At 41.9% G+C, this 19,147-nt stretch carries 23 protein-coding genes and 1 riboswitch; of the genes, 9 read left to right on the top strand and 14 right to left on the bottom strand.

Going from position 1 to position 19,147, the window contains the following annotated elements:
- The first annotated feature begins 24 nt into the window (after nt 1-24).
- The gene (locus AC4QJR_RS25000) at nt 25-2,055 is read left to right on the top strand and encodes a peptidoglycan recognition protein family protein (protein ID WP_496524546.1); all 2,031 of its coding nucleotides are present in this window, start codon (nt 25-27) and stop codon (nt 2,053-2,055) included.
- A gap of 49 nt (nt 2,056-2,104) precedes the next feature.
- Here the strand turns inward: AC4QJR_RS25000 and AC4QJR_RS24995 are convergent, their stop codons facing one another.
- Entirely contained in the window at nt 2,105-3,025 is a 921-nt protein-coding gene (locus AC4QJR_RS24995) for a DMT family transporter (protein WP_496526743.1), read from the bottom strand.
- Between the two features lie 216 nt (nt 3,026-3,241).
- Nucleotides 3,242-3,288, top strand: a riboswitch (PreQ1 riboswitch).
- Nucleotides 3,289-3,413: 125 nt separating this feature from the next.
- Between AC4QJR_RS24995 and queF the strand changes: the two genes are divergently transcribed.
- Nucleotides 3,414-3,914 (top strand): preQ(1) synthase, encoded by a 501-nt coding sequence (queF, locus tag AC4QJR_RS24990; RefSeq protein WP_026564093.1) that lies wholly within the window; start codon nt 3,414-3,416, stop codon nt 3,912-3,914.
- Here the strand turns inward: queF and AC4QJR_RS24985 are convergent.
- The 10 genes from AC4QJR_RS24985 to AC4QJR_RS24940 form a co-directional block, all read right to left on the bottom strand.
- Entirely contained in the window at nt 3,911-4,078 is a 168-nt protein-coding gene (locus AC4QJR_RS24985; RefSeq protein WP_496524545.1) for a hypothetical protein, read from the bottom strand. The two genes, queF and AC4QJR_RS24985, sit on opposite strands and share 4 nt — an antisense overlap.
- A gap of 57 nt (nt 4,079-4,135) precedes the next feature.
- Nucleotides 4,136-4,306, bottom strand: coding sequence for a hypothetical protein (locus tag AC4QJR_RS24980; protein ID WP_496524544.1), 171 nt, complete (start codon nt 4,304-4,306; stop codon nt 4,136-4,138).
- A gap of 134 nt (nt 4,307-4,440) precedes the next feature.
- On the bottom strand, nt 4,441-4,659 hold the full coding sequence (locus AC4QJR_RS24975) for a DUF2922 domain-containing protein (RefSeq protein ID WP_098575083.1): 219 nt from the start codon (nt 4,657-4,659) through the stop codon (nt 4,441-4,443).
- Between the two features lie 40 nt (nt 4,660-4,699).
- Complete coding sequence (locus tag AC4QJR_RS24970; RefSeq protein WP_496524543.1) at nt 4,700-4,918, bottom strand: DUF1659 domain-containing protein; 219 nt, start codon at nt 4,916-4,918, stop codon at nt 4,700-4,702.
- Between the two features lie 181 nt (nt 4,919-5,099).
- Nucleotides 5,100-5,516, bottom strand: a complete 417-nt coding sequence (locus tag AC4QJR_RS24965) for a VanZ family protein (RefSeq protein ID WP_496524542.1) — start codon at nt 5,514-5,516, stop codon at nt 5,100-5,102.
- Nucleotides 5,517-5,699: 183 nt separating this feature from the next.
- Nucleotides 5,700-7,289 carry an N-acetylmuramoyl-L-alanine amidase gene (locus tag AC4QJR_RS24960; RefSeq protein WP_496524541.1) on the bottom strand — a complete coding sequence of 530 codons (1,590 nt, stop codon included), beginning with the start codon at nt 7,287-7,289 and terminating at the stop codon, nt 5,700-5,702.
- A gap of 146 nt (nt 7,290-7,435) precedes the next feature.
- The gene (locus AC4QJR_RS24955; RefSeq protein ID WP_496524540.1) at nt 7,436-8,254 is read right to left on the bottom strand and encodes an N-acetylmuramoyl-L-alanine amidase; all 819 of its coding nucleotides are present in this window, start codon (nt 8,252-8,254) and stop codon (nt 7,436-7,438) included.
- A 175-nt stretch (nt 8,255-8,429) separates the two neighbouring features.
- The gene (locus AC4QJR_RS24950) at nt 8,430-8,573 is read right to left on the bottom strand and encodes a YvrJ family protein (RefSeq protein ID WP_026564087.1); all 144 of its coding nucleotides are present in this window, start codon (nt 8,571-8,573) and stop codon (nt 8,430-8,432) included.
- A gap of 58 nt (nt 8,574-8,631) precedes the next feature.
- Entirely contained in the window at nt 8,632-8,850 is a 219-nt protein-coding gene (locus tag AC4QJR_RS24945) for a DUF2922 domain-containing protein (RefSeq protein WP_375375398.1), read from the bottom strand.
- Nucleotides 8,851-8,889: 39 nt separating this feature from the next.
- A complete protein-coding gene (locus tag AC4QJR_RS24940; protein ID WP_098575078.1) occupies nt 8,890-9,108 on the bottom strand; it encodes a DUF1659 domain-containing protein in 219 nt (72 codons plus the stop codon).
- A 150-nt stretch (nt 9,109-9,258) separates the two neighbouring features.
- Here AC4QJR_RS24940 and AC4QJR_RS24935 point away from each other — a divergent pair, with 150 nt between their 5' ends.
- Entirely contained in the window at nt 9,259-9,450 is a 192-nt protein-coding gene (locus AC4QJR_RS24935; RefSeq protein WP_026564084.1) for a hypothetical protein, read from the top strand.
- Between the two features lie 102 nt (nt 9,451-9,552).
- Here the strand turns inward: AC4QJR_RS24935 and AC4QJR_RS24930 are convergent, their stop codons facing one another.
- From AC4QJR_RS24930 to AC4QJR_RS24920, 3 genes are all read right to left on the bottom strand, one after another.
- Complete coding sequence (locus AC4QJR_RS24930; RefSeq protein ID WP_496524539.1) at nt 9,553-11,016, bottom strand: sensor domain-containing diguanylate cyclase; 1,464 nt, start codon at nt 11,014-11,016, stop codon at nt 9,553-9,555.
- Nucleotides 11,017-11,274: 258 nt separating this feature from the next.
- Nucleotides 11,275-12,489, bottom strand: coding sequence for an aminotransferase (locus AC4QJR_RS24925; protein WP_496524538.1), 1,215 nt, complete (start codon nt 12,487-12,489; stop codon nt 11,275-11,277).
- Nucleotides 12,486-12,989, bottom strand: coding sequence for an Lrp/AsnC family transcriptional regulator (locus AC4QJR_RS24920; RefSeq protein WP_098575075.1), 504 nt, complete (start codon nt 12,987-12,989; stop codon nt 12,486-12,488). The genes AC4QJR_RS24925 and AC4QJR_RS24920 overlap by 4 nt, the downstream gene beginning before the upstream one ends.
- Before the next feature lie 252 nt (nt 12,990-13,241).
- On the opposite strand from AC4QJR_RS24920, the gene AC4QJR_RS24915 reads away from it, so the two are divergent.
- The 6 genes from AC4QJR_RS24915 (at nt 13,242) to AC4QJR_RS24890 (ending at nt 19,138) form a co-directional block, all read left to right on the top strand.
- A complete protein-coding gene (locus AC4QJR_RS24915; RefSeq protein ID WP_375375402.1) occupies nt 13,242-13,601 on the top strand; it encodes a P-II family nitrogen regulator in 360 nt (119 codons plus the stop codon).
- 3 nt (nt 13,602-13,604) lie between these two features.
- Nucleotides 13,605-14,912: an ammonium transporter gene (locus AC4QJR_RS24910; RefSeq protein WP_496524537.1), complete on the top strand. Its 1,308-nt coding sequence runs from the start codon at nt 13,605-13,607 to the stop codon at nt 14,910-14,912.
- A 287-nt stretch (nt 14,913-15,199) separates the two neighbouring features.
- A complete protein-coding gene (locus AC4QJR_RS24905; protein ID WP_496524536.1) occupies nt 15,200-16,129 on the top strand; it encodes a phosphate ABC transporter substrate-binding protein in 930 nt (309 codons plus the stop codon).
- A gap of 183 nt (nt 16,130-16,312) precedes the next feature.
- The gene (locus AC4QJR_RS24900; protein WP_496526742.1) at nt 16,313-17,284 is read left to right on the top strand and encodes a biotin/lipoyl-containing protein; all 972 of its coding nucleotides are present in this window, start codon (nt 16,313-16,315) and stop codon (nt 17,282-17,284) included.
- Nucleotides 17,284-17,994, top strand: coding sequence for an ABC transporter ATP-binding protein (locus AC4QJR_RS24895; protein ID WP_496524535.1), 711 nt, complete (start codon nt 17,284-17,286; stop codon nt 17,992-17,994). Before AC4QJR_RS24900 ends, AC4QJR_RS24895 begins: the two co-directional genes overlap by 1 nt.
- Nucleotides 17,978-19,138, top strand: a complete 1,161-nt coding sequence (locus tag AC4QJR_RS24890) for an ABC transporter permease (protein ID WP_496526741.1) — start codon at nt 17,978-17,980, stop codon at nt 19,136-19,138. The genes AC4QJR_RS24895 and AC4QJR_RS24890 overlap by 17 nt, the downstream gene beginning before the upstream one ends.
- Nucleotides 19,139-19,147 lie beyond the last annotated feature (9 nt).

The following is a 19,147-nucleotide window of genomic DNA, read 5'->3' as shown; positions in this document are numbered from 1 at the left end:
TAAACTATTATATTAGGAGGAAAAATGAAGAACGTTGTCATCTCTGTTTTGTCACTGTTACTTTTTATTTTAGTCCATCCCTCTCTTATGAGCGCAGCGGGTACAACCTATCCTAACGTGAATGATTATATCGCTTCTAAGAAACTAGTCCCTGCGAAAGTAGAGAATCAGCACCAAAGCATTTTTACAAAATTCGCGTATCGGAATGGGTATGGTGAGGTTGAGGGCGTTGTCGCCCATGAAACAGCCAACAGCAGCTCGACGATTACAGGCGAAATTGCCTATATGACGAGAAACCATAGAAATGCCTTTGTTCATGCATTCGCAGATGGTTCACGTGTCATTGAAATCCATAACCCGAATTATGGCGCTTGGGGTGCAGGTTACTACGCAAACCAGCGTTTTGTACATATTGAATTAGTACGTGTGAAGACGTTTGATCAATTTGCCCGTTCAATCAATAACTATGGGAATTACATCGCCTCCTTACTCTATGAGTATAATTTACCTTTAATAAGTGCCGAAAAAACAGGTGTGGGTACTCTATGGTCGCATGGTGCAGTCACCAAGTATCTTGGTGCATCGACCCATACGGATCCACATGCTTATTTTAAAAACTGGGGCTATAGTTGGGATCAATTTGTTCAGTTAGTGACGATGAAATATAAAGCTCTCCCTGATAAAACGGAGAATACGAATCGTTTAGGGCAAATCCCAAGCAGTAAAGTTTTGATTTATAAAGATTATAAAGATACGGCAGCCGCCTCTCCAGCAGGGGAAACGTATACGAATCAAACGTTTTCTATTAAAAAATTAGCCTTTGTAAACGGACAAACGTATTATCTGCTAAGTGAGCAGGCTAGTAGTGTAAACGGAGTAATCGGCTGGGCCAAGGCCTCGGATTTGCTTACTAATCCAGAATCAAGTCTAAAGTCAACATCAAAAACATTGTATTTTACGGGGAAGGGCAGCGCCTATAGCAAGGCATGGGGGATGACGAAAGATGTCGTCTATTCTTCTCTATCTAAATATAAAGATCAAGAATTTAAGGTGAATGCAACAGAAACGGTTGGAAATATGGTTTGGTACCGTGGGAATTTGGACGGAAAAACCGTGTGGATTTATTCTAGCAGATTGGCACCAAAGGTGGAACGATCGACCAGCAGGTTAGGTCAGATAAAAAATGGCAGTGTCAATATTTATAAAACGGTCGGCACTGAAACTGGAGCGTTTCCAGCCGGATCCACTTACACTGGAACCGTCTATTACATTAAGAAACAAGCGACCATCAACGATCAAACATATTATTTAATTAGTACACAGCCAAGTAGTGCAACAGGGGTCATTGGCTGGGTAAAAGCCAACGATATCACTACTTATTCCCATACTTCCTATGACAAATATGCAAAAACGATGTATTTAACGGGTAAAGGTATCGTCTATAGCAAGCCATGGGGCAGTACGAAGGATATTGTCTTTAAAGACCTTTCGAAAAATAAAAACCAAGAATTTAAGATTAATTTAACAGAAAAGGTTGGCACTAACACGTGGTATCGTGGTAGTTTCGCTAATAAAACGGTATGGATTCAAAGCGCCTACCTAAACCAAACGCTGGAAAGCGCAGAGAACCGTTTAGGCAATATCAAAAAAACCGGCATCAAGATTTATAGAAAGTTAGGTTCAAGTTCCTACTTTAAGGCCGGATCTACCTATACCAATAAGGTTTACTATATAAAAAGAAAAGGTAAGCTAAATGGTCAAACCTATTATTTAATTAGTAAAAGTTCCAATGGTGCGAACGCCATCGGCTGGGTACATTCCACCGATATTTCCGATATAAGCTATGCCGTAGTAAGCCAAAAAGCCAAAACCATGAATCTCAAAGGAACAGGCAGTGCCTACAGCAAAGCATGGGGCGGAAAGAAAGACGTGGTTTATAAAAAACTTTCTGCCTACAAAAATAAGAAATTCACGGCCGAGCTCACGGCAAAAGTAGGGAGCACGAACTGGTATAGAGGGAAATTAGCCGGTAAGACGGTGTGGTTGGTGCAGTAACTGCAATCTTACAAAGGAAAAAGGGGCTTATGATAGCCCCTTTTTTCTATTATTCTATTGAATTCACCGTTTCTTCTTTGACTACTTGTGGCAGCGGTTTTTGCTTCTGGCTCAGGAAGAAGAACACACCGAGCAGGACGAGCATTCCTCCAACAATTTGCCATGTGACGAGATGTTCATTTAAGAGAATCACTGCTAGAATTGTAGAACCAACGGGTTCACCTAAAATACTCATCGAAATCGTTGTTGCATTGACGTATTTTAAGAGCCAATTATTAATCACGTGACTAACGGTTGGAACGGTGGCAAGCAGTAGAAAGATACCCCATTCCTTAGCTGGATAGCCAGTTAAAGAAACACCTGTTGTTACGTTATAGATCGTAAGGACGATCGCAGCAGCGAAAAACACACAAAAACTATAGAGCCAATGTGAGACTTTTTTGACGATGGATTGACCGATTAATAAGTATCCGACCACAGCGATGACACTAAAGAATGATAGTAAATCCCCCATCATCGCATCCGAGCTTAATCCGAAATCTCCCCAGCCTATCATCATCGCTCCGATAATGGCAATCCCCATCGTCATCAATGCAGATACAGTGGTTCGTTCCTTAAATAGAAGAAAGCCTCCGATCAATGAAACGATTGGCTGCAAGGCCAGGATGATGGTCGAACTTGCGACTGTCGTTAATTTCAAAGACCCGAACCAAAGGACAAAATGGAGAGCTAGAAAGACGCCTGAAAAAAATAAAAACAACCACTCTTTTTTTTCAATGTTCTTAAATTCTTTTCGTTTATTCCAGACGATCGGTACCATTAAGAGACTGGCAAACCACATCCGGTACATACTCAAAATCGAGGCTGGTGCGTCTGACCATTTGACAAAAATCGCCGAAAATGAAATGGCAATGATGGAAATGGTAAGCGGCAGCCCGATACCCCTTGAACCTACTTCTTGTTGTTTCATCATATCCCCCTCTGCCTTCTGACAGGTCTATTTCTTAATATAAAAATTCTTTCGCCATCCGAAATCTGCGCAAATATTGTTTATTATATCACATGGTGTCAGGCACCAGCACAGTAAATATTTTCATTAATAAAGGTTTGTTGGATTTTGCCTTCATCTACCATTGACGAATGGTGTGGTGTTCTATATGATATGAAGAAGAGATTACCCGTACTTGCGGGAGAGGTTCATAGCTGATACCCTCTATAAAAAACTATGGATACATGACTATTAGGCCATGTCCATATTGGACGTGGCTTTTTTGTTGGGTCCTGTTAGTTGAAGAGTAGAGCCACCGCGGAAACTCTTTCTTGGAAAAGTGTGGGGCAGATTGCAAGGAGGTTTTTTTATGTCTGGCAGAAGCCATGAGGAAGGTTTAAAAGATTTAACTTTATTAGGTAATCAGGGGACTACCTATTCATTTGAATATGCGCCGGAGGTATTGGAGGCGGTCGATAATCTTCACCCGGACCGTGATTATTTTGTGAAATTTAATTGCCCGGAGTTCACTAGCTTATGCCCGCTCACGCGCCAGCCGGATTTTGCAACGATGTATATTTCGTATGTTCCGGACAAAAAGATTGTTGAAAGTAAATCGTTGAAGTTATATTTGTTTAGTTTCAGGAATCATGGGGATTTCCATGAAGATTGTGTGAATATTATTATGAATGATTTAATTAAACTGCTTGACCCAAGGTATATTGAGGTGTGGGGCAAGTTCACTCCACGTGGTGGAATTTCCATCGATCCATGGTGCAATTATGGGAAGCCAGGGACCAAGTATGAAGAGATGGCCCATTTCCGTTTGATGAATCATGACATCTATCCTGAGAAAGTGGATAATCGTTAATTAGCAGGGGCCGGGTTTCCGGCCTCTTTTTTACGATCCGTTCTGTTTAGCAGGGGGCCTTTTCCGCAAGTATGTGTCGGGCATCCGCCAGTAAAAGCCGGTCGTCCGCCAGTAAGTGCTGGCCATCCGCCAGTAAGAGCCGACCATCCGGCAGTTAAGCGCACTTATCCGCCAGTAATGCTGAAAAGCCACGGAGCCGTCCGTGGCTTTTGGTGTCTGGATTACCATGCGTAATCATCATGTTCTTCTTCTTGAAAGTCATCATCATCATTTAGTCGGTTGACTAGCCATTCGTCGTGGGTTATTCCGGTGAACATCATTTCGTTTTGAACTTCTTCGCTATTCCATTCATCCGCCAGCATATCCCCGCGTAGATTCGGATCTTGTGTCATCATTTTTTCACCTCCTCTACTATCTATGCCCATTTTTTCGTGACTATAATAGAAAAAATGCGGTCATCTGAGATGAGCCGCATTTTTGTGTTATCGAGAAAATTTTGTTTCCTCTAAAATGGCTTTTCAGCCACTTAAACAAGTTCATAGTCAGTCACGCTGCGGTCGATAACTCTCGCACCTTTAGAAGAGACAAACTTGCCGCTGCTTGTAGTGAAAACCTCAGCGGCAATAATCTGTGCCATCGATAGCTTGACGATTTCTTCGTCAATTGGATCTTTGGGATTATCAACCGTTAGACGTGCTGTCTTTCCAAGTTCCGTCGCAAATTGTAATTCTAATGTTTTTGCCATATTCATTCACCTCCATTCTTATCCTAATGTGCCTCTCTTACTAAGCGATGATCTCAGAACTGTCATTTCGCTCTACTTTGTTTAGCATGTCATTACACAAAACGGAAATGGCTATTGCTGCTTGAAAGATCTGATCTGTTGTCGCATCTTTTTTGACATTGCTAAACGTTTTGACGTGTAAGATTGGTTCGCCATCATCGTCCATGCCTCCTTCAAACACTAAGCGAAGCTTCGTCCCTTCTAAAAGTGATTGTGCCATGTCCCTCACCTCCTTTCACCTTTTATATAGAAAAAAGTCGGTTAAAAGGACATGGTGGGGGAAAATAAATGGATAGACTTGGGCTCGTAATAAAACGGAGAGTATGCTGATTGTATGAAAAATAAACGAAAAATTTCCGGCTAAATTGGGAAATACCTATAAATAAAAGTAAACACCGCAATCAAAGATGGGTTTGCTTTGATTGCGGTGTTGTAAACAAACTTCTGGAACCTGATGCGAGTAAAATCCCGATTAGATCGATGGCTATATCAAAAATTCTCCCGTCCCGTGTGAAATATAATTGAAGGATTTCGGTTAAAGAAGCAAAGGAAATGGCCAGGAACAGAATCCATGCTTTGGAACGGAATTTGGTTTGCAGTAATATGGTCAAAATGAGAAAAGCAAGGACGTGTCCGCATTTTTGAAGCAGGAAGTCATGGGTAAGCTCGAGCGGGAATGGTGCTAGAAGTTCAGAAAAGTTAGGATGTTTGTCCCATTGAAAATGAACTTGGCCTGATTCCTTTAATGCAGAAAAGCTGGCGGTACAGGTTAAAATAAAGATTACTAGAGCCCATAATAAAATAAAAAATCCACGCATAGAAAAGACCTCCTGTTTTCCTTCAGTGTGATCCTGTTTTTTCCGTAATATACCGCGAGCGGAGAAATTTAAAAAACAAATATGAAAAGACCTCTTCTGAATGATTAAAAGAGGTCTTTTGCAGGGGGGAGTGCCAGGCTGTATCCATGTAAGGAGGGGAATTTGGAAAACTCCCACTATCCATTAGACTGAATGAATCATTTGTTGATAAAGGGCAAGAATGGATTGACCATAGGTTGTACCTGGAACAGCCCATTTTCCGTTTAAAGCTGTCCATGTTGGAGCAGAACCTCTATCGACAAGATGAAAGCGGGGATCAACTAATGGATATTGATTTGGCAGAGGCTTGGTTGTCGCATACGCATATAAATGCTGAAGCTGAGCAAGGACACCTTCTTCTGCACTTTCAAACCGTGCACCGCGCGTATCTCCACCTGTTGCTCCAATTCCTGCAAAGTTGTTCTGGTCAGGATTGACGACTCCGGTAAACCGAAAATAGTCTGTTTCGTGAATGGCTTGCGCAAAGGCTACATCTCCGCGAATCCCGTAATATTTTCCAAGCGTTTGATAAAATTCACCTAATGCAGATGCTTTTGGATTGACCTTTTTTACAAATTGGTCCATCTGTTCGGCCGAGAGGAAAGTCGGGCCTAAAATAGTAAACTGTCCGGGGTCAGCGATGATGGGGATTTCTTTGGTAGTATTGTTTGGAGTCGTAGATGGGTTTGTACTTGTACTGCCTTTGGTACTTGTAGTTGTAGATGTTGATGGTTTACTGGTGCTCGTGGCCGGTGTAGATGTTGATGGTTTACTAGTGCTCGTGGCCGGTGTAGATGTTGATGGTTTATTGGTGCTTGTTGCAGGCTTTGCTGTTGTACTGGTGCTTGCCGCAGGTTTGGTGGTTTCCGATTTCGTTGTCGTGGTGGTTTCTTTTTCCGTAATAATAAATGCATCGTCATAGCCTGCTTTTTCAATTGCTTTTAGGCGTTTTTCTGCATTGGCGTTGGTCGAGTAGCTCGCCACTTTCACACGGTACCATGTAGCTCCAGAGATTTTTGCGGTAACAATGGATGATTTAATGCTCTTTTTCTTCAATTCCGCGACCCTATCTTGGGCATTCTCTTTTGATTTATACGATCCGACATAAACCGTATAGACTGTTTTTGTGGTAGTTTGAGTGGTTTTTGGTGTAGTGGTTGCTGTTTTCGGTGTCTCCTTCACAGCTTTACGTTTCAGGCCAAAGGCTTTGGCAATCCCGTTCACATGGCCTTGGGCCACTTTTTGCTGCCACGCCGAGTCTTTCATCAGTGCAGCATCATGTTTATTACTAATAAAGCCGTTTTCCGTTAGAATAGAAGGCATTTTCGTTTCTCTTATGACATGAAAATTGGCCTTTTTTTGCCCGCGGTCTTTCAACTGATTCACCTTGATGACCTCGGCATGGATAATATCTTGGTATTTTGCTGTTTTACTAGTATTTGATGCGCCATCGTAAATAAAATCCTCATATCCTTGGGCGGAACTGTCAGCGGAATTTATGTGAATAGCTAAGAAAAAGTCTGCGTCCCATCCGTTGGCTCCACTTGAGCGCTGGGCTAAGCTTCTGGTCGTATCGCTTGTACGGCTCATCTTTACCTGAACATTTTCATAATCATTGAGGATGATTTTTCGTATTTTAAGCGCAATAGCTAAGGTAATGTCTTTTTCATTCAGCCCATTCCCTTGGGCACCGGGATCCTCTCCGCCATGGCCTGGGTCTAAATATAGCTTCATACTTACTCCTCCATTTCATTTAAAATACGTTCATCTATATGTTATGGCAGAGCTAATCTTGTGGACTCCATCTGCCTAACATAAACACAAAAACCATACAAAAGACCTCCATATTGTTCGGGAATAGAAGGTCTTTGGTAGGGCATTTATTCTGCAACGAGGAATGCATCGTTTATTCCGGCTTTCTTTACATCTATTAAACGATCTTCTGCATTTTCACGGCTGGAGAAGGCTCCGGCTTGGACTCGGTACCATGTTTCACCAGAGATTTTTGTGGTATCAACAAATGATTCAATGCCTTTTTTCTGAAGCAGCTCAACTCGCTCAACCGCATTTTCTTTGGACTTGAACGAACCAGCAATCACTTTGAATAGTGTGCCGTCATCGGGTGTATCTGGTTTTTGGGGCTCAGTTGGTTTGCGTTTCAGCCCAAAAGCTTTGGCGATTCCATTGGCATGACCTTGTGCTACTTTTTGAATCCAAGAGGATTGTTTCATTAGTGCGGCGTCATGATCGTTACTGATAAAGCCGTTTTCCGATAAAAGTGCCGGCATATTTGTCTCACGTAATACATGGAAGTTCGCCTTTTTCTGGCCGCGGTCTTGTAGTTGATTTAGTTTTTTTACTTCCGCATGGATGATATCTTGATATTGGGCTGTCTTCGAAGAGTTAGACAAGCCACTGTAAATATAGTCCTCATAACCTTGGGCGGAGCCTGGCCCGGAATTAATGTGAATCGCTAAGAAAAAATCGGCATCCCAAGCATTGGCCTCACTGGATCGTTGTTCTAAGCTTTTAGTTGTATCGGTGCTTCGGCTCATTTTTACGTCAATGTTTTCATAATCATTTTGTAAAATGGACCGTAGTTTGAGCGCGATTGCTAATGTGACATCCTTTTCATCCAATCCATGCCCTTGAGCGCCAGGGTCTTGTCCACCATGACCTGGATCTAAATAAAGCTTCATTTTATCCTCTCCATTTCCTAAAATTGATTATCTATACATGCTATGTAGCAATGGACAAGTATGTGCGGGTGCCTGTCACGGTAGTAGCTGATGATACCTAAACAGTTGATTCTCTCCGTTTTAATGTAACAAAAAGAACACCCCTTACCTATAGGCCAGGGGTTGTCCTAAGTATTTATATTCTTTCCTTCATGCGGTCGGGAAGGTTCTGAATCGAGGTGACGACCATATCCAGCTTTGATTCAATGCGGTAAAGCAGATAAAGGGTCACGACAATAGGGAAACCAACCTCGCTGATGATCGGAATGAGCTGCTCCACTCTTTTCACCTCCTTTGTAAAAAAAGGCCGTCCCCAGGGGGAAACGGCCCTTCTGTTATTAAACTAGTTCATAATCCGTTACATTTCGGTCGACGACTCTTGCCCCTTTGGCCGCTACAAACTTCCCGCTGGCAGTAGTAAAGATTTCAGATGCAATAATTTGAGTCATCGATTGCTTGATGACTGCCTCATCAATTGGTTCCTTCGGATTTTCAATTGATAAGCTCGCTGTTTTTCCAAGCTCCGTATTAAAGTGTAATTCTAAGGTTTTTGCCATTTCTCTCACCTCCTATCGATTAATCCATTTACGAGCGTATTAAGCAATAATTTCTGAACTGTCGTTTCGTTCCACTTTGTTAAGCGTGTCCTTGGATAATACAGTAATTGCTTGTGCAGCTTGAGACAACTGATCTGTCGTTGCATCCTTTTTCACATTGCTGAATGTTTTTGCGCGGAGAATGGGGGCGCCATCTTCATCCATGCCAATCTCAAAAAGCAACCGAAGCTTCGTTCCTTCTAATAATGCTTGTGCCATGATTACTCACCACCTTTCACCTTCTATATAGAAAAGAGCCGGCCAAAAGGACATGGTCTGAGAAAATAAATAGTGATGATTTAGTAAAATCAAGTTTATTAATGCTATACTTGGGGAACGATTTAGTTCGTGGAAGGGGTTCATCATCTTATGAAGTATTTAAAATCACAAATGCAGCAGCTAATTAAGGATAATAAAGAATTGCATACACGCTTGAAAGAGTTGAAGGTGGAACACGGCCTCGAGAAAAACACAGCCCTAAAGGCGTTGTACCATTCAGAAGTAGCAGACGGCGGGAAGTATCAATTAGCCTACCAAGCACTTGATCAGCCGAAAAAGTAGTGGACATAAAAAGGGTGTCAGGCACCACACTGGTGCCTGACACCAAAAAATAACACCAAAAAAAGAACCACCCTGTGCGAAGGGATGGTTCCATTAATCTGTCTAGATTATTGACTTTTGCATCGCAGAATCGAGGGAGGTGTTTTTTCTTTTGTGTACAGCCTTTTCCTTGTACATCTCTTGATCGGCCATTTCCAAAACTTCCTCAGGGGTCAGGACAGTTCCTGGTTTATAGTGATAATAACCGTAACTGGCGGAGATCGAATAAGGCTTTTGCTGCGTGAAATTGATCTCCTCGAAACTTAGTTTAATCGTTTTCATTAAATCTCGCACATCATTCATTTGCTTTTGAAAGAACACAATGATAAATTCATCGCCGCCTAGGCGGAATAAAATATCTACATCTGTAATATGACGGTTGATTGTGTCACAGCAAGTCTTGATGAGGTCATCCCCAATGGAATGGCCGAATCGATCATTTGTCTTTTTTAAATCGTTAATATCGATATAGCAGATAATAAATTCTTGGGATTCTGGACCAGCGGATAATTGCTGGTTAAGGATTTCCATCCCGCTTCTTCGGTTTAACACACCCGTAAGCATGTCCAGCGAAGCATGTTTAAATAGCTCTTCCTCGTTTTTTTTCAAATCTGTGATGTCAGTGACACCGATCAGGACACAAGGTTCATCCATGTAATCTACCAACTCTAAACTGAGCATTACCCATTTTCTTATCGTAGGTGTGATTTGCTGCTCTATACAATAGTTTTTTATGCTTTGCTGCTCCATTAGACGTTGCAGGAGATCTTGTTTTTCCTCTTGATTCTGAAACAAGAATTTTGCGTCGATCTGAGCCATGTTGTTATCATGCAAATGGTAATATCCGAGGGCATGCTTATTCATGAGCAAAATTTCTTCATTATATAACTTTGTAAGGATGAGTGGATGGGGATTAAGGTTAAATAGGCTTCTGAAATTTTCCTCATTCTGTCGTAGTTTCAATTTGTTCATAAAATCATTTTTTCGAAATGAATAGAAAGATAAGGCAATCATAAAGGAAATGACCGCGGTCCCTGTCGAGTTAATCAGTTTCGATAAAAATGCGAAGTGGTCTGGTTCAAAAAAATAAAGCCCGATGATAAAGAAAATATGTATAACCATAAATTGAATGAATATGTGCCTTGGCTGGATCGGTAAAAATACGGCTACCCCTAATACGATAATGATATAGGCGTAAATATTCCCGGTAAATAATTGGCTATTAATAGAAGAGACTGCACCGATCAATAGATAGATAAGGATATAACTAGAGACGATGACTCCTCTAGGAGCCTTTAAATATTTATGATAAATGAATAGAAATAGAAGGGAGACAACAAGCCCTGAGATGTGAATGGCAGAAAGATTGAATTTGAAAGTCTGGCTGCTCAGTTTATTAAACAGGAAAAAGTCAACGATAAAAAAACAGGGATAGGTGAAAATTAGCATATATGAAATGAGTTTTATTCGCTCATATAAAACAACGTAGTTATAATGAATAAACTCTCGATTAGTAATAGAATTCATCCTCTTTCTATTAAAAAAATCGATTGCAAAGGCCCTCAATTACTCCACCCCTTTTTTACCATTACCTCGAGTATTTTAGCATAATTTGGGATGTCTGTCACAAAAAAAAGGGTGTCAGGCACTCTCAAGAAGATTGGTGTCAGGCACCAGTGAAGGCACTAATGAAGGCGCTAGTGAAGGACACCACCAATAATATATAGGAAGAGCCCAATTCTGGCGGATGGAACTGTCAGAATTGGGCTCTTTTTTTGCTTGTAACTATTGGTTTAATTTTACTTCTTTTGTTTGTTTTTCACCGTAGATCCCTTTTGATTCAAGAAATTTCTGGATTCTTTTTAGGGCTTCTTGCAGCTGCGGCATTGAGGCTGCGTACGAGCAGCGGATGTAGCCTTCACCGCTTTCCCCAAACACATTGCCCGGCACGACCGCTACCTTTTCTTGCATCAAAAGTTCTTCGGCAAATTGTTCGGAGCTGAGGCCGGTTGCCTTAATGGAAGGGAAGACATAGAAGGCTCCTCCAGGTGTATGACAATCTAAACCTATTTTATTTAAGGTTTGCACGACATAGTTCCGTCTCATCCGGTAGCTTCGTTTCATCGATTCCACTTCCTGGAAGGTATTCTTAAGGGCTTCAATCGCACCGTATTGGAGCATAGTTGGCGCACACATGGTAGTGTATTGGAAAATCTTCAACATTACCTCGATAAATTCCTTAGGGGCTGCGAGCATCCCTAAGCGCCAACCGGTCATGGCAAAGCCCTTTGAGAATCCATTGATTAAAATGGTTCGCTCATACATGCCTTCAATCGCTGCAAAACTGGTATAGGTTTCTTCGTAGGTTAATTCTGCGTAAATCTCATCAGAGACGACGATTAAATCATGCTTTTCAACAATTGCAGCAATTTCCATTAGTTCTTTTCGATTTAAGGTGCTGCCAGTTGGGTTGTTTGGCGAACAAAACAAAATCGCCTTGGTTTTTTCTGTAATTGCCCCTTCGAGCTGTTCGGGCGTTAATTTGAACCCATTGGCAGGTGAGGTGGAAATGGCGACAGGTGTCCCGCCGGCAATTGCTACCAATGGAGCGTAAGAAACGAAGGCTGGTTCTACAATTAATACTTCATCGCCTTCGTTTAAAATGGCTCGAAAGGCGAGGTCGATCGCCTGACTAGCTCCAACGGTGACGATGATTTGATTTTTGGGATCATAGTTGACAGCGAATCTTGTTCCAAGGTAATTAGAGATTTCCTGTCGTAATTCTAATAATCCCGGGTTTGCTGTATAGGCAGTATAGCCTTGTTCCATTGATAAAATGGCAGCCTCGCGAATGTTCCAAGGCGTAATGAAGTCTGGTTCACCAACGCCTAAGGAAATGACGTCTTTCATACTGGCTGCTAAATCAAAGAACTTCCTAATCCCAGATGGCTGTAATTCTTTAGCGGTGTTAGATATATAGTGGGAATAATCCTTTTTCATGGTGTAATCACCATTCTCCGGTCTTTATCATCACCACTGCCAAAAACCACTCCATCATGTTTGTATTTCTTTAACATGAAATGCGTCGTGGTCGAGATGACATTTTCAATCGTCGAGAGTTTTTCCGATACAAACGTCGCAATTTGATTCATCGTTTGGCCTTCAATGGTAATCGACAAATCGTATGCACCACTCATGAGATAGAGAGAGGTTACTTCCGGAAAACGATAAATTCTCTCAGCGACCTCATCAAATCCTACACCGCGCTTTGGTGTTACCTTTACATCAATCATTGCGACGATATTTTCCTGACCTTCCACTTTGCTCCAATCGATGAGCGCTGGATAACTGACGATTACTTTTTCTTCTTCTAATTTTTTAATAGTCTTTCTAACTGATTCTTCACTGCTCATCACCATTAAAGCAATCGTTTCTTCAGAGATTTTATGGTTTTCTTCGATGAGCTTTAATATTTCTAGTTCTTCATTCGATAATTTCATAAGGTGCCTCCTGATTTGAATTTCATATTATTGATTTTATAGGAGGATGGCTTCTAACTCAAATGAAAGTATTGGGATAATTCTCTCTTTTTTGACAGTAAGATAGAACGGTGTCAGGCACCACGGTGTATTTCATGATGATTCTAAATTTACAGATTACAAGAAAAATATATTGACGGTAATTCTAGTCGTGTTATATAGTTTAACAATACAATGTTAGGTTATATAACATGGAGCGAGGAGCCGATTCTCATGAAAAAAATAGAAGCAATTATTCGACCAGAACGACTCACAGAGACGATAAAGGGTTTGAAAAATATGGGGATTTTAGGTTTTACGGTTTCACAAGTAGTCGGCAGAGGAAAACAAAAGGATACACAAGGAGTCTACCGTGGGAAAAATTATCAGGTAACTCTGCATCCTAAAGTGAAACTGGAGATTGTCCTCTCGGATTATTTGGTAGAATCCACGATTCAGACGATTGTGGATACGGCACAAACGGGTGAAGATGGCGACGGCAAAATATATGTTTATCCGATTTTGGAGGCCTATAACATTCGGACAGGGACAATAGATTATGATATCGAGGATTTAGCAAATAAGGAGGGATGACTTGTGGAAATAATGTATATAAATACCGTTTGGGTCGTCCTTGCAGCCGCGATGGTTTTGTTCATGGAAGGCGGTTTTAGTTTACTGGAGGCAGGGTTGGTCCGAACGAAAAATGCCGTCAATGTGACAATGAAAATTTTTGTAGACTTGACGATTGGTGCTTTAGCGTTTTGGCTTATTGGATTTGGGATCATGTTTGGAAACGATGCGTTTGGATTCGTTGGGACCAGCCTATTTGGAAGCCCTGAGAAAATTGCTCTTTCAATTGAACTGCCAAGTGTGGCTTTTGTGCTTTTTCAAATGGGATTTGCGGTGGCATCTGTCTCGATCATTTCAGGCGCTGTCGCAGAACGAATGAACTTTAAAGCCTATGTGGTAACAGCGGCACTCATTTGTATTATTATTTACCCTCTATCTGGTCATTGGATATGGAATAGCGATGGCTGGTTAGCCAAATTAGGAATGAAGGACTTTGCTGGATCAGCTGCGATTCATGCTGTCGGTGGTTTCGCTGCTTTTGCAATGGCAAAAGTATTGGGTCCGAGAAAAGGAAGATTTAATTCTGATGGAAGCTCCAATGTGTTTGCCCCTAGTAACATTCCGTTAGCCTCTGCCGGTGCCTTTGTCTTATGGTTCGGGTGGTTTGCGTTTAATGCCGGGAGTACATTGGATGCTTCCAGCTCCGCCCTAGCACCGATTGCCATCAACACGATGCTGGCGGGAGCAAGCGGGGGAGCGGCGGCACTATTCATGACGATGAAAAAGTTTGGAAAAGCCGATCCGAGTATGACGATAAACGGGGTGTTGGCAGGACTAGTTGCAATCACCGCAGGCTGTGCCTTTGTTTCGGAGTGGAGCGCCGTTATAATAGGCGCAATCAGTGGTGCGCTCGTCATTTATACCACCCTTTTTGTGGATTATTTGAAAGTGGATGATCCGGTCGGTGCCGTTGCGGTCCATGGTTTCAGCGGGGTGTTCGGGACGATTGCGGTTGGATTATTTGATACAACGCAAGGATTATTGACAACGGGTCATACCTCATTATTAGAAGTGCAGCTTTTAGGCGCTGTTGTCGTGATTGTTTGGGGGTTACTCGGTGGTACTTTTATCGCAAAGGTATGCGAAAAAACAGTCGGTTTCAGAGCTTCAGAGCGGGAAGAAGAAGAAGGCTTGGATATGTCCTACCATGGCATTCCGGCTTACAATGAATTAGAGCGGTTTACGGATTTACCGACTAGCCTATTTAATTTTGAAGAAACCACAGGAATTACGGTAGCTTCTCCGGCCAGTCGAAAAGAAAAGGTAGTTTGAAAGTAACTAGAAAAATAAAGGGATCCTTATTTCATCATACAAAAGTCGAAAATAGATTAGTTCTACTTTAGAACCTATCTATTTTCGGCTTTTTATTTTGGTTTTTTTATCTCTCCTAAACGGTAAAAAGATGAAATTAATTAGAATTATTAAAAAAGCAACATAAATTTACAAACATTATTAAATCTTTACAAAACTATACATACGATTAACACGCAGTTAACAAAAAAGGCTTATTCTTATACCTGTAAACAACAACATCAAAATGACTAGGGGGATTTAAAGAAATGAAAAGATTGAAAAACTTAAGCCTGCTTACATTGCTAGCTGCGGTAATGGTATTTATGGCTGCTTGCGGAGGCACAGCTTCTACAGATAAGACAGAAGGAAATGCAAAGAAAGAAACACCAAAGACTGAAGAAACGAAAGAACTTTCCGGCTCATTAACTATTTCCGGCTCTTCTGCGATGCAGCCTCTTGTGGCAGCTGCCGCTGAAGAATTTATGGCTGCTAACCCTAAAGTTGATATCCAAGTAAACGCGGGTGGATCTGGTACAGGCTTATCACAAGTTGCTGAAGGATCTGTTCAAATTGGTAACTCGGATGTTTTTGCTGAAGAAAAAGAAGGGATTCCAGCTGATCAGATTGTTGACCATAAAGTTGCTGTCGTAGGGATGACTGCTGCCGTTAACCCTAAAGTAGGGATCAAAGATATTAAAAAAGAGGATTTAATTAAAGTCTTCACTGGAAAAATCACAAACTGGAAAGAACTTGGTGGAGCAGATCAAAAAATCGTTCTTGTAAACCGTCCTGATTCTTCTGGAACTCGTGCAATTTTTAATAAATTTGCTCTTGATGGAGCAACACCTGCTGAAGGAATCACGGAAGATTCTTCAAACACAGTTAAAAAGATTATTAATGAAACTGATGGGGCCGTTGGCTACCTTGCTTTCTCCTATTTCACTGATGAAACAGTAACACCTCTAGCAATTGACGGTGTTGAACCAACTGCTGAAAATGTACAGTCAGGTAAATTCCCAGTTTGGGCTTACCAACACTCATATACTAAAGGTGAAGCAACCGACCTTGCCAAAGCATTCCTTGATTATCTGATGTCAGATGAGATCCAAAATACGTTATTACCAGAGCAGGGGTACCTTCCGGTAACAAAAATGCAAGTTGAACGTGATGCACAAGGCAATCAAAAAAATCTATAAGACTAATAGTTTATTATCATGAGAAAGCCTTCATTCCTTAAGTACAGGAATGAAGGCTTTTCTTATTTTCTTAAGGATAATTTAAGGAACGGACAAGATAATAGGCACATCAAATAAATCATTTTCCTGCTGGATGAGGGGTAATTACAGCAGGGAGTAAAGGAGTAGAGATTGTTGAAGAAAGTGATTTGGATACTTGTGAGTGTTTTGGTTATTGGATTTGTCGGGTTTCAGTATTATAAATCGAAAACGGTGAGTACGGAGGCAGCAGCTCAAATTCGAACAGCTGTGGTCCAACAAGGAAAGCTGGAAGTGAAGATTAGTGGTTCAGGTACGGTTGAACCTGTAACAAGTGAAGATATTAATGCGACAGATGATAATAATGAAATCGATGAAGTGTTGGTTTCAGCAGGGGATAAAGTAAGTGAAGGAGATGAATTAATTACCTTCACGGATGATAGTGATCCAATTACAGCTCCTGCTGACGGGACGATTACCACGGTTTCTGTTTTAGAAGGAGAACGCGTAACGAATGGTCAGGTGGTCGCCCATCTAACCGACTACAAGAATCTACAAACTGTTGTTGCCGTGGATGAGCTAGATATTACAAAAATTAAAAAGAAGCAGACGGTCAGCTTAACTGTAAGTGCGTATCCTGACACTACTTATACAGGAAAGGTAACAGCGATTGCTGCTGAAGGCACATCTGCAAACGGAACATCGACTTTTGATGTCACCATTCACATTGATAAACCAACGAATTTAAAAGTCGGGATGAGTACGGAAGCTAGTATTTTAACCCAAAGTAAGGAAAATGCTCTATACGTTCCAGTCGATGGGGTCTATACAAACAATAATGAGAAATATGTGATTGTGACTGCGGCTTCGACAGATTCAAGTGCCGATGCATCGGCACCATCGGCAGGCACAAGCCAGCAAAAGACGGTTAAAACAGGAATTTCTACAGATGAGTATGTAGAACTAACAGAAGGAGTAACCGCAGGCGAAACAATTCAACTGCCGGAACTGGCTGCAAGCAGCTCGTCTAACAGACAAGACGGTATGATGAGAGGCAACATGGGCGGTATGAATGGCGGCGGCATGCCTCCGGGTGGAAATGGACAAGGAGCGCTAAGCGGAAGGGGTGGCAATTAATGAGTAAGCCGATTATTCAAATTAAAAATATGATGAAAACCTATAAGCTTGGCGGGGAAATAGTTCATGCTCTTAATGATGTGTCATTAGAAATTCAAAAGGGTGAATTTCTAGCCATCATTGGTCCGTCTGGGTCAGGGAAATCCACCTTAATGAACATGCTAGGCTGCCTGGATCGGCCGAATAAAGGGACATATCACCTTGATGGCAGAGATATTGGGAAAATGGATGACAATAGTTTAGCGACGATTCGGAATCGGAAAATCGGGTTTATTTTTCAAAACTTCAACTTATTAGGTAAGCTTTCCGCACTCGAAAATGTGGAATTGCCTTTGTTATATGCCGGCGTACCAACCCGTGAAAGACGGGAGCGGGCATTAGACGGATTGGATAAGGTTGGCTTGAAGGAGCGCGCTGGCCACCTGCCCACTCAGCTTTCTGGAGGGCAGCAGCAACGGGTGGCGATTGCGAGAGCCCTGGTTGGGCAGCCATCGATTCTCCTCGCCGATGAACCAACCGGTGCCCTTGATAGTAAAACAAGCAAAGAGATCCTTCTATTAATGAAGGAATTGAATGAATTAGGCCATACGATTATTTTAATCACACATGACCTGGAAATCGCAAAACAAGCCAAAAGAATGGTCAGTATTCAAGACGGCCAACTCTATGAGAATGGAGGTGTTCTCCTTGGGAATGCTGCAATCCATTAAAATGGCTATAAAGAGTATCAGAAGCAATAAACTTCGGGCGGTTCTGACGATGCTCGGGATCATTATTGGTGTTTCGTCAGTCATCGTCCTAGTTTCGATTGCCCAAGGGTCAGCGAAAAACGTCACAAGTCAAATAAATCAATTAGGGACCAATCTTTTGACGGTAAATACCTATAGTACCGATATTGAATTAACAGAGGATAAAATTAGTCAGCTAGGTGAGATCGTTGGAGTGAAAGCTGTTGCACCGGTTGTTTCAGGTCGTGTCTATGTGAAAAAGGAGCGGACGTCCTCTCAGATTACCTTAACAGGAACAAATGCGGCCTATTCATCAGTACGTGATGCGAAGGTCACTCAAGGACGCTTTATTACCGATTTAGATGTCGAGTACCGCCAAAAGATTGCCGTCCTCGGTTCGGAAACAGCAAGCACCTTTTTCGGCACAGAGAATCCGATTGGACAGTACATTCAGGTGTCAGGCACCTCGTTCAAAGTAGTAGGGATATTAGCTTCGAAAGGAAGCTCACTCGGTCAGAGCGGGGATAATGTGGTCATTGTCCCGTTGAGCACGGGTCAGCGTTTAGTTGGCAGTACGACGATAAGCACGGTTTATTTGCAAGGCAAAAGCGAGGATCAGATGGATTTCGTGATGAACGAGGTTAAAATGGCACTCGCTAATATGTATCCTGGCAAAAGTGATTATTATGGTGTAACCAATCAGCAGGATGTGATGGACACGATGAGTTCAGTGTCTGACACCATGACCATGATGCTAGGCGGAATCGCGAGTATTTCCTTACTTGTCGGCGGGATTGGCATCATGAATATCATGCTTGTGTCGGTGTCAGAACGGACAAAGGAAATCGGAATTAGAAAAGCGATTGGCGCGAAACGTCGGGATGTGCTTTTACAATTTTTAATTGAGGCCGTCGTACTAAGTTCGATGGGTGGCTTGATTGGAATTTTGTTTGGATTAGGCGTAGGAAAAATGGTCTCATCTCTGATGAGCTTAAGTATCGCCTTCTCACCAACCGTCATTCTATCATCGTTCCTATTCTCGCTCGTCGTCGGTGTGGTCTTCGGGGTATTCCCGGCCAATAAAGCATCTAAATTAAATCCTATTCAGGCACTTCGCTATCAGTAGGGTTTCAGA

The organism is Neobacillus sp. BP17 (assembly GCF_059579525.1).
This window is presented reverse-complemented; position numbering and strand designations above follow the sequence as displayed.

Excerpts from the sequence above, each read along its gene's own strand:
- AC4QJR_RS24925 (WP_496524538.1), bottom strand. The coding sequence starts at position 12,489 with ATGAAAAAGGATTATTCCCACTATATATCTAACACCGCTAAAGAATTA.
- AC4QJR_RS24895 (WP_496524535.1), top strand. The coding sequence starts at position 17,284 with ATGAGTAAGCCGATTATTCAAATTAAAAATATGATGAAAACCTATAAG.
- AC4QJR_RS24955 (WP_496524540.1), bottom strand. The coding sequence starts at position 8,254 with ATGAAGCTTTATTTAGATCCAGGTCATGGTGGACAAGACCCTGGCGCT.
- queF (WP_026564093.1), top strand. The coding sequence starts at position 3,414 with ATGTCTGGCAGAAGCCATGAGGAAGGTTTAAAAGATTTAACTTTATTA.
- AC4QJR_RS24970 (WP_496524543.1), bottom strand. The coding sequence starts at position 4,918 with ATGGCACAATCACTTTTAGAAGGGACGAAGCTTCGCTTAGTGTTTGAA.
- AC4QJR_RS24975 (WP_098575083.1), bottom strand. The coding sequence starts at position 4,659 with ATGGCAAAAACATTAGAATTACAATTTGCGACGGAACTTGGAAAGACA.
- AC4QJR_RS24905 (WP_496524536.1), top strand. The coding sequence starts at position 15,200 with ATGAAAAGATTGAAAAACTTAAGCCTGCTTACATTGCTAGCTGCGGTA.
- AC4QJR_RS24920 (WP_098575075.1), bottom strand. The coding sequence starts at position 12,989 with ATGAAATTATCGAATGAAGAACTAGAAATATTAAAGCTCATCGAAGAA.
- AC4QJR_RS24960 (WP_496524541.1), bottom strand. The coding sequence starts at position 7,289 with ATGAAGCTATATTTAGACCCAGGCCATGGCGGAGAGGATCCCGGTGCC.
- AC4QJR_RS24980 (WP_496524544.1), bottom strand. The coding sequence starts at position 4,306 with ATGACACAAGATCCGAATCTACGCGGGGATATGCTGGCGGATGAATGG.
- AC4QJR_RS24995 (WP_496526743.1), bottom strand. The coding sequence starts at position 3,025 with ATGAAACAACAAGAAGTAGGTTCAAGGGGTATCGGGCTGCCGCTTACC.
- AC4QJR_RS24915 (WP_375375402.1), top strand. The coding sequence starts at position 13,242 with ATGAAAAAAATAGAAGCAATTATTCGACCAGAACGACTCACAGAGACG.
- AC4QJR_RS24890 (WP_496526741.1), top strand. The coding sequence starts at position 17,978 with ATGCTGCAATCCATTAAAATGGCTATAAAGAGTATCAGAAGCAATAAA.
- AC4QJR_RS24930 (WP_496524539.1), bottom strand. The coding sequence starts at position 11,016 with ATGAATTCTATTACTAATCGAGAGTTTATTCATTATAACTACGTTGTT.
- AC4QJR_RS24940 (WP_098575078.1), bottom strand. The coding sequence starts at position 9,108 with ATGGCACAAGCATTATTAGAAGGAACGAAGCTTCGGTTGCTTTTTGAG.
- AC4QJR_RS25000 (WP_496524546.1), top strand. The coding sequence starts at position 25 with ATGAAGAACGTTGTCATCTCTGTTTTGTCACTGTTACTTTTTATTTTA.
- AC4QJR_RS24945 (WP_375375398.1), bottom strand. The coding sequence starts at position 8,850 with ATGGCAAAAACCTTAGAATTACACTTTAATACGGAGCTTGGAAAAACA.
- AC4QJR_RS24965 (WP_496524542.1), bottom strand. The coding sequence starts at position 5,516 with ATGCGTGGATTTTTTATTTTATTATGGGCTCTAGTAATCTTTATTTTA.
- AC4QJR_RS24935 (WP_026564084.1), top strand. The coding sequence starts at position 9,259 with ATGAAGTATTTAAAATCACAAATGCAGCAGCTAATTAAGGATAATAAA.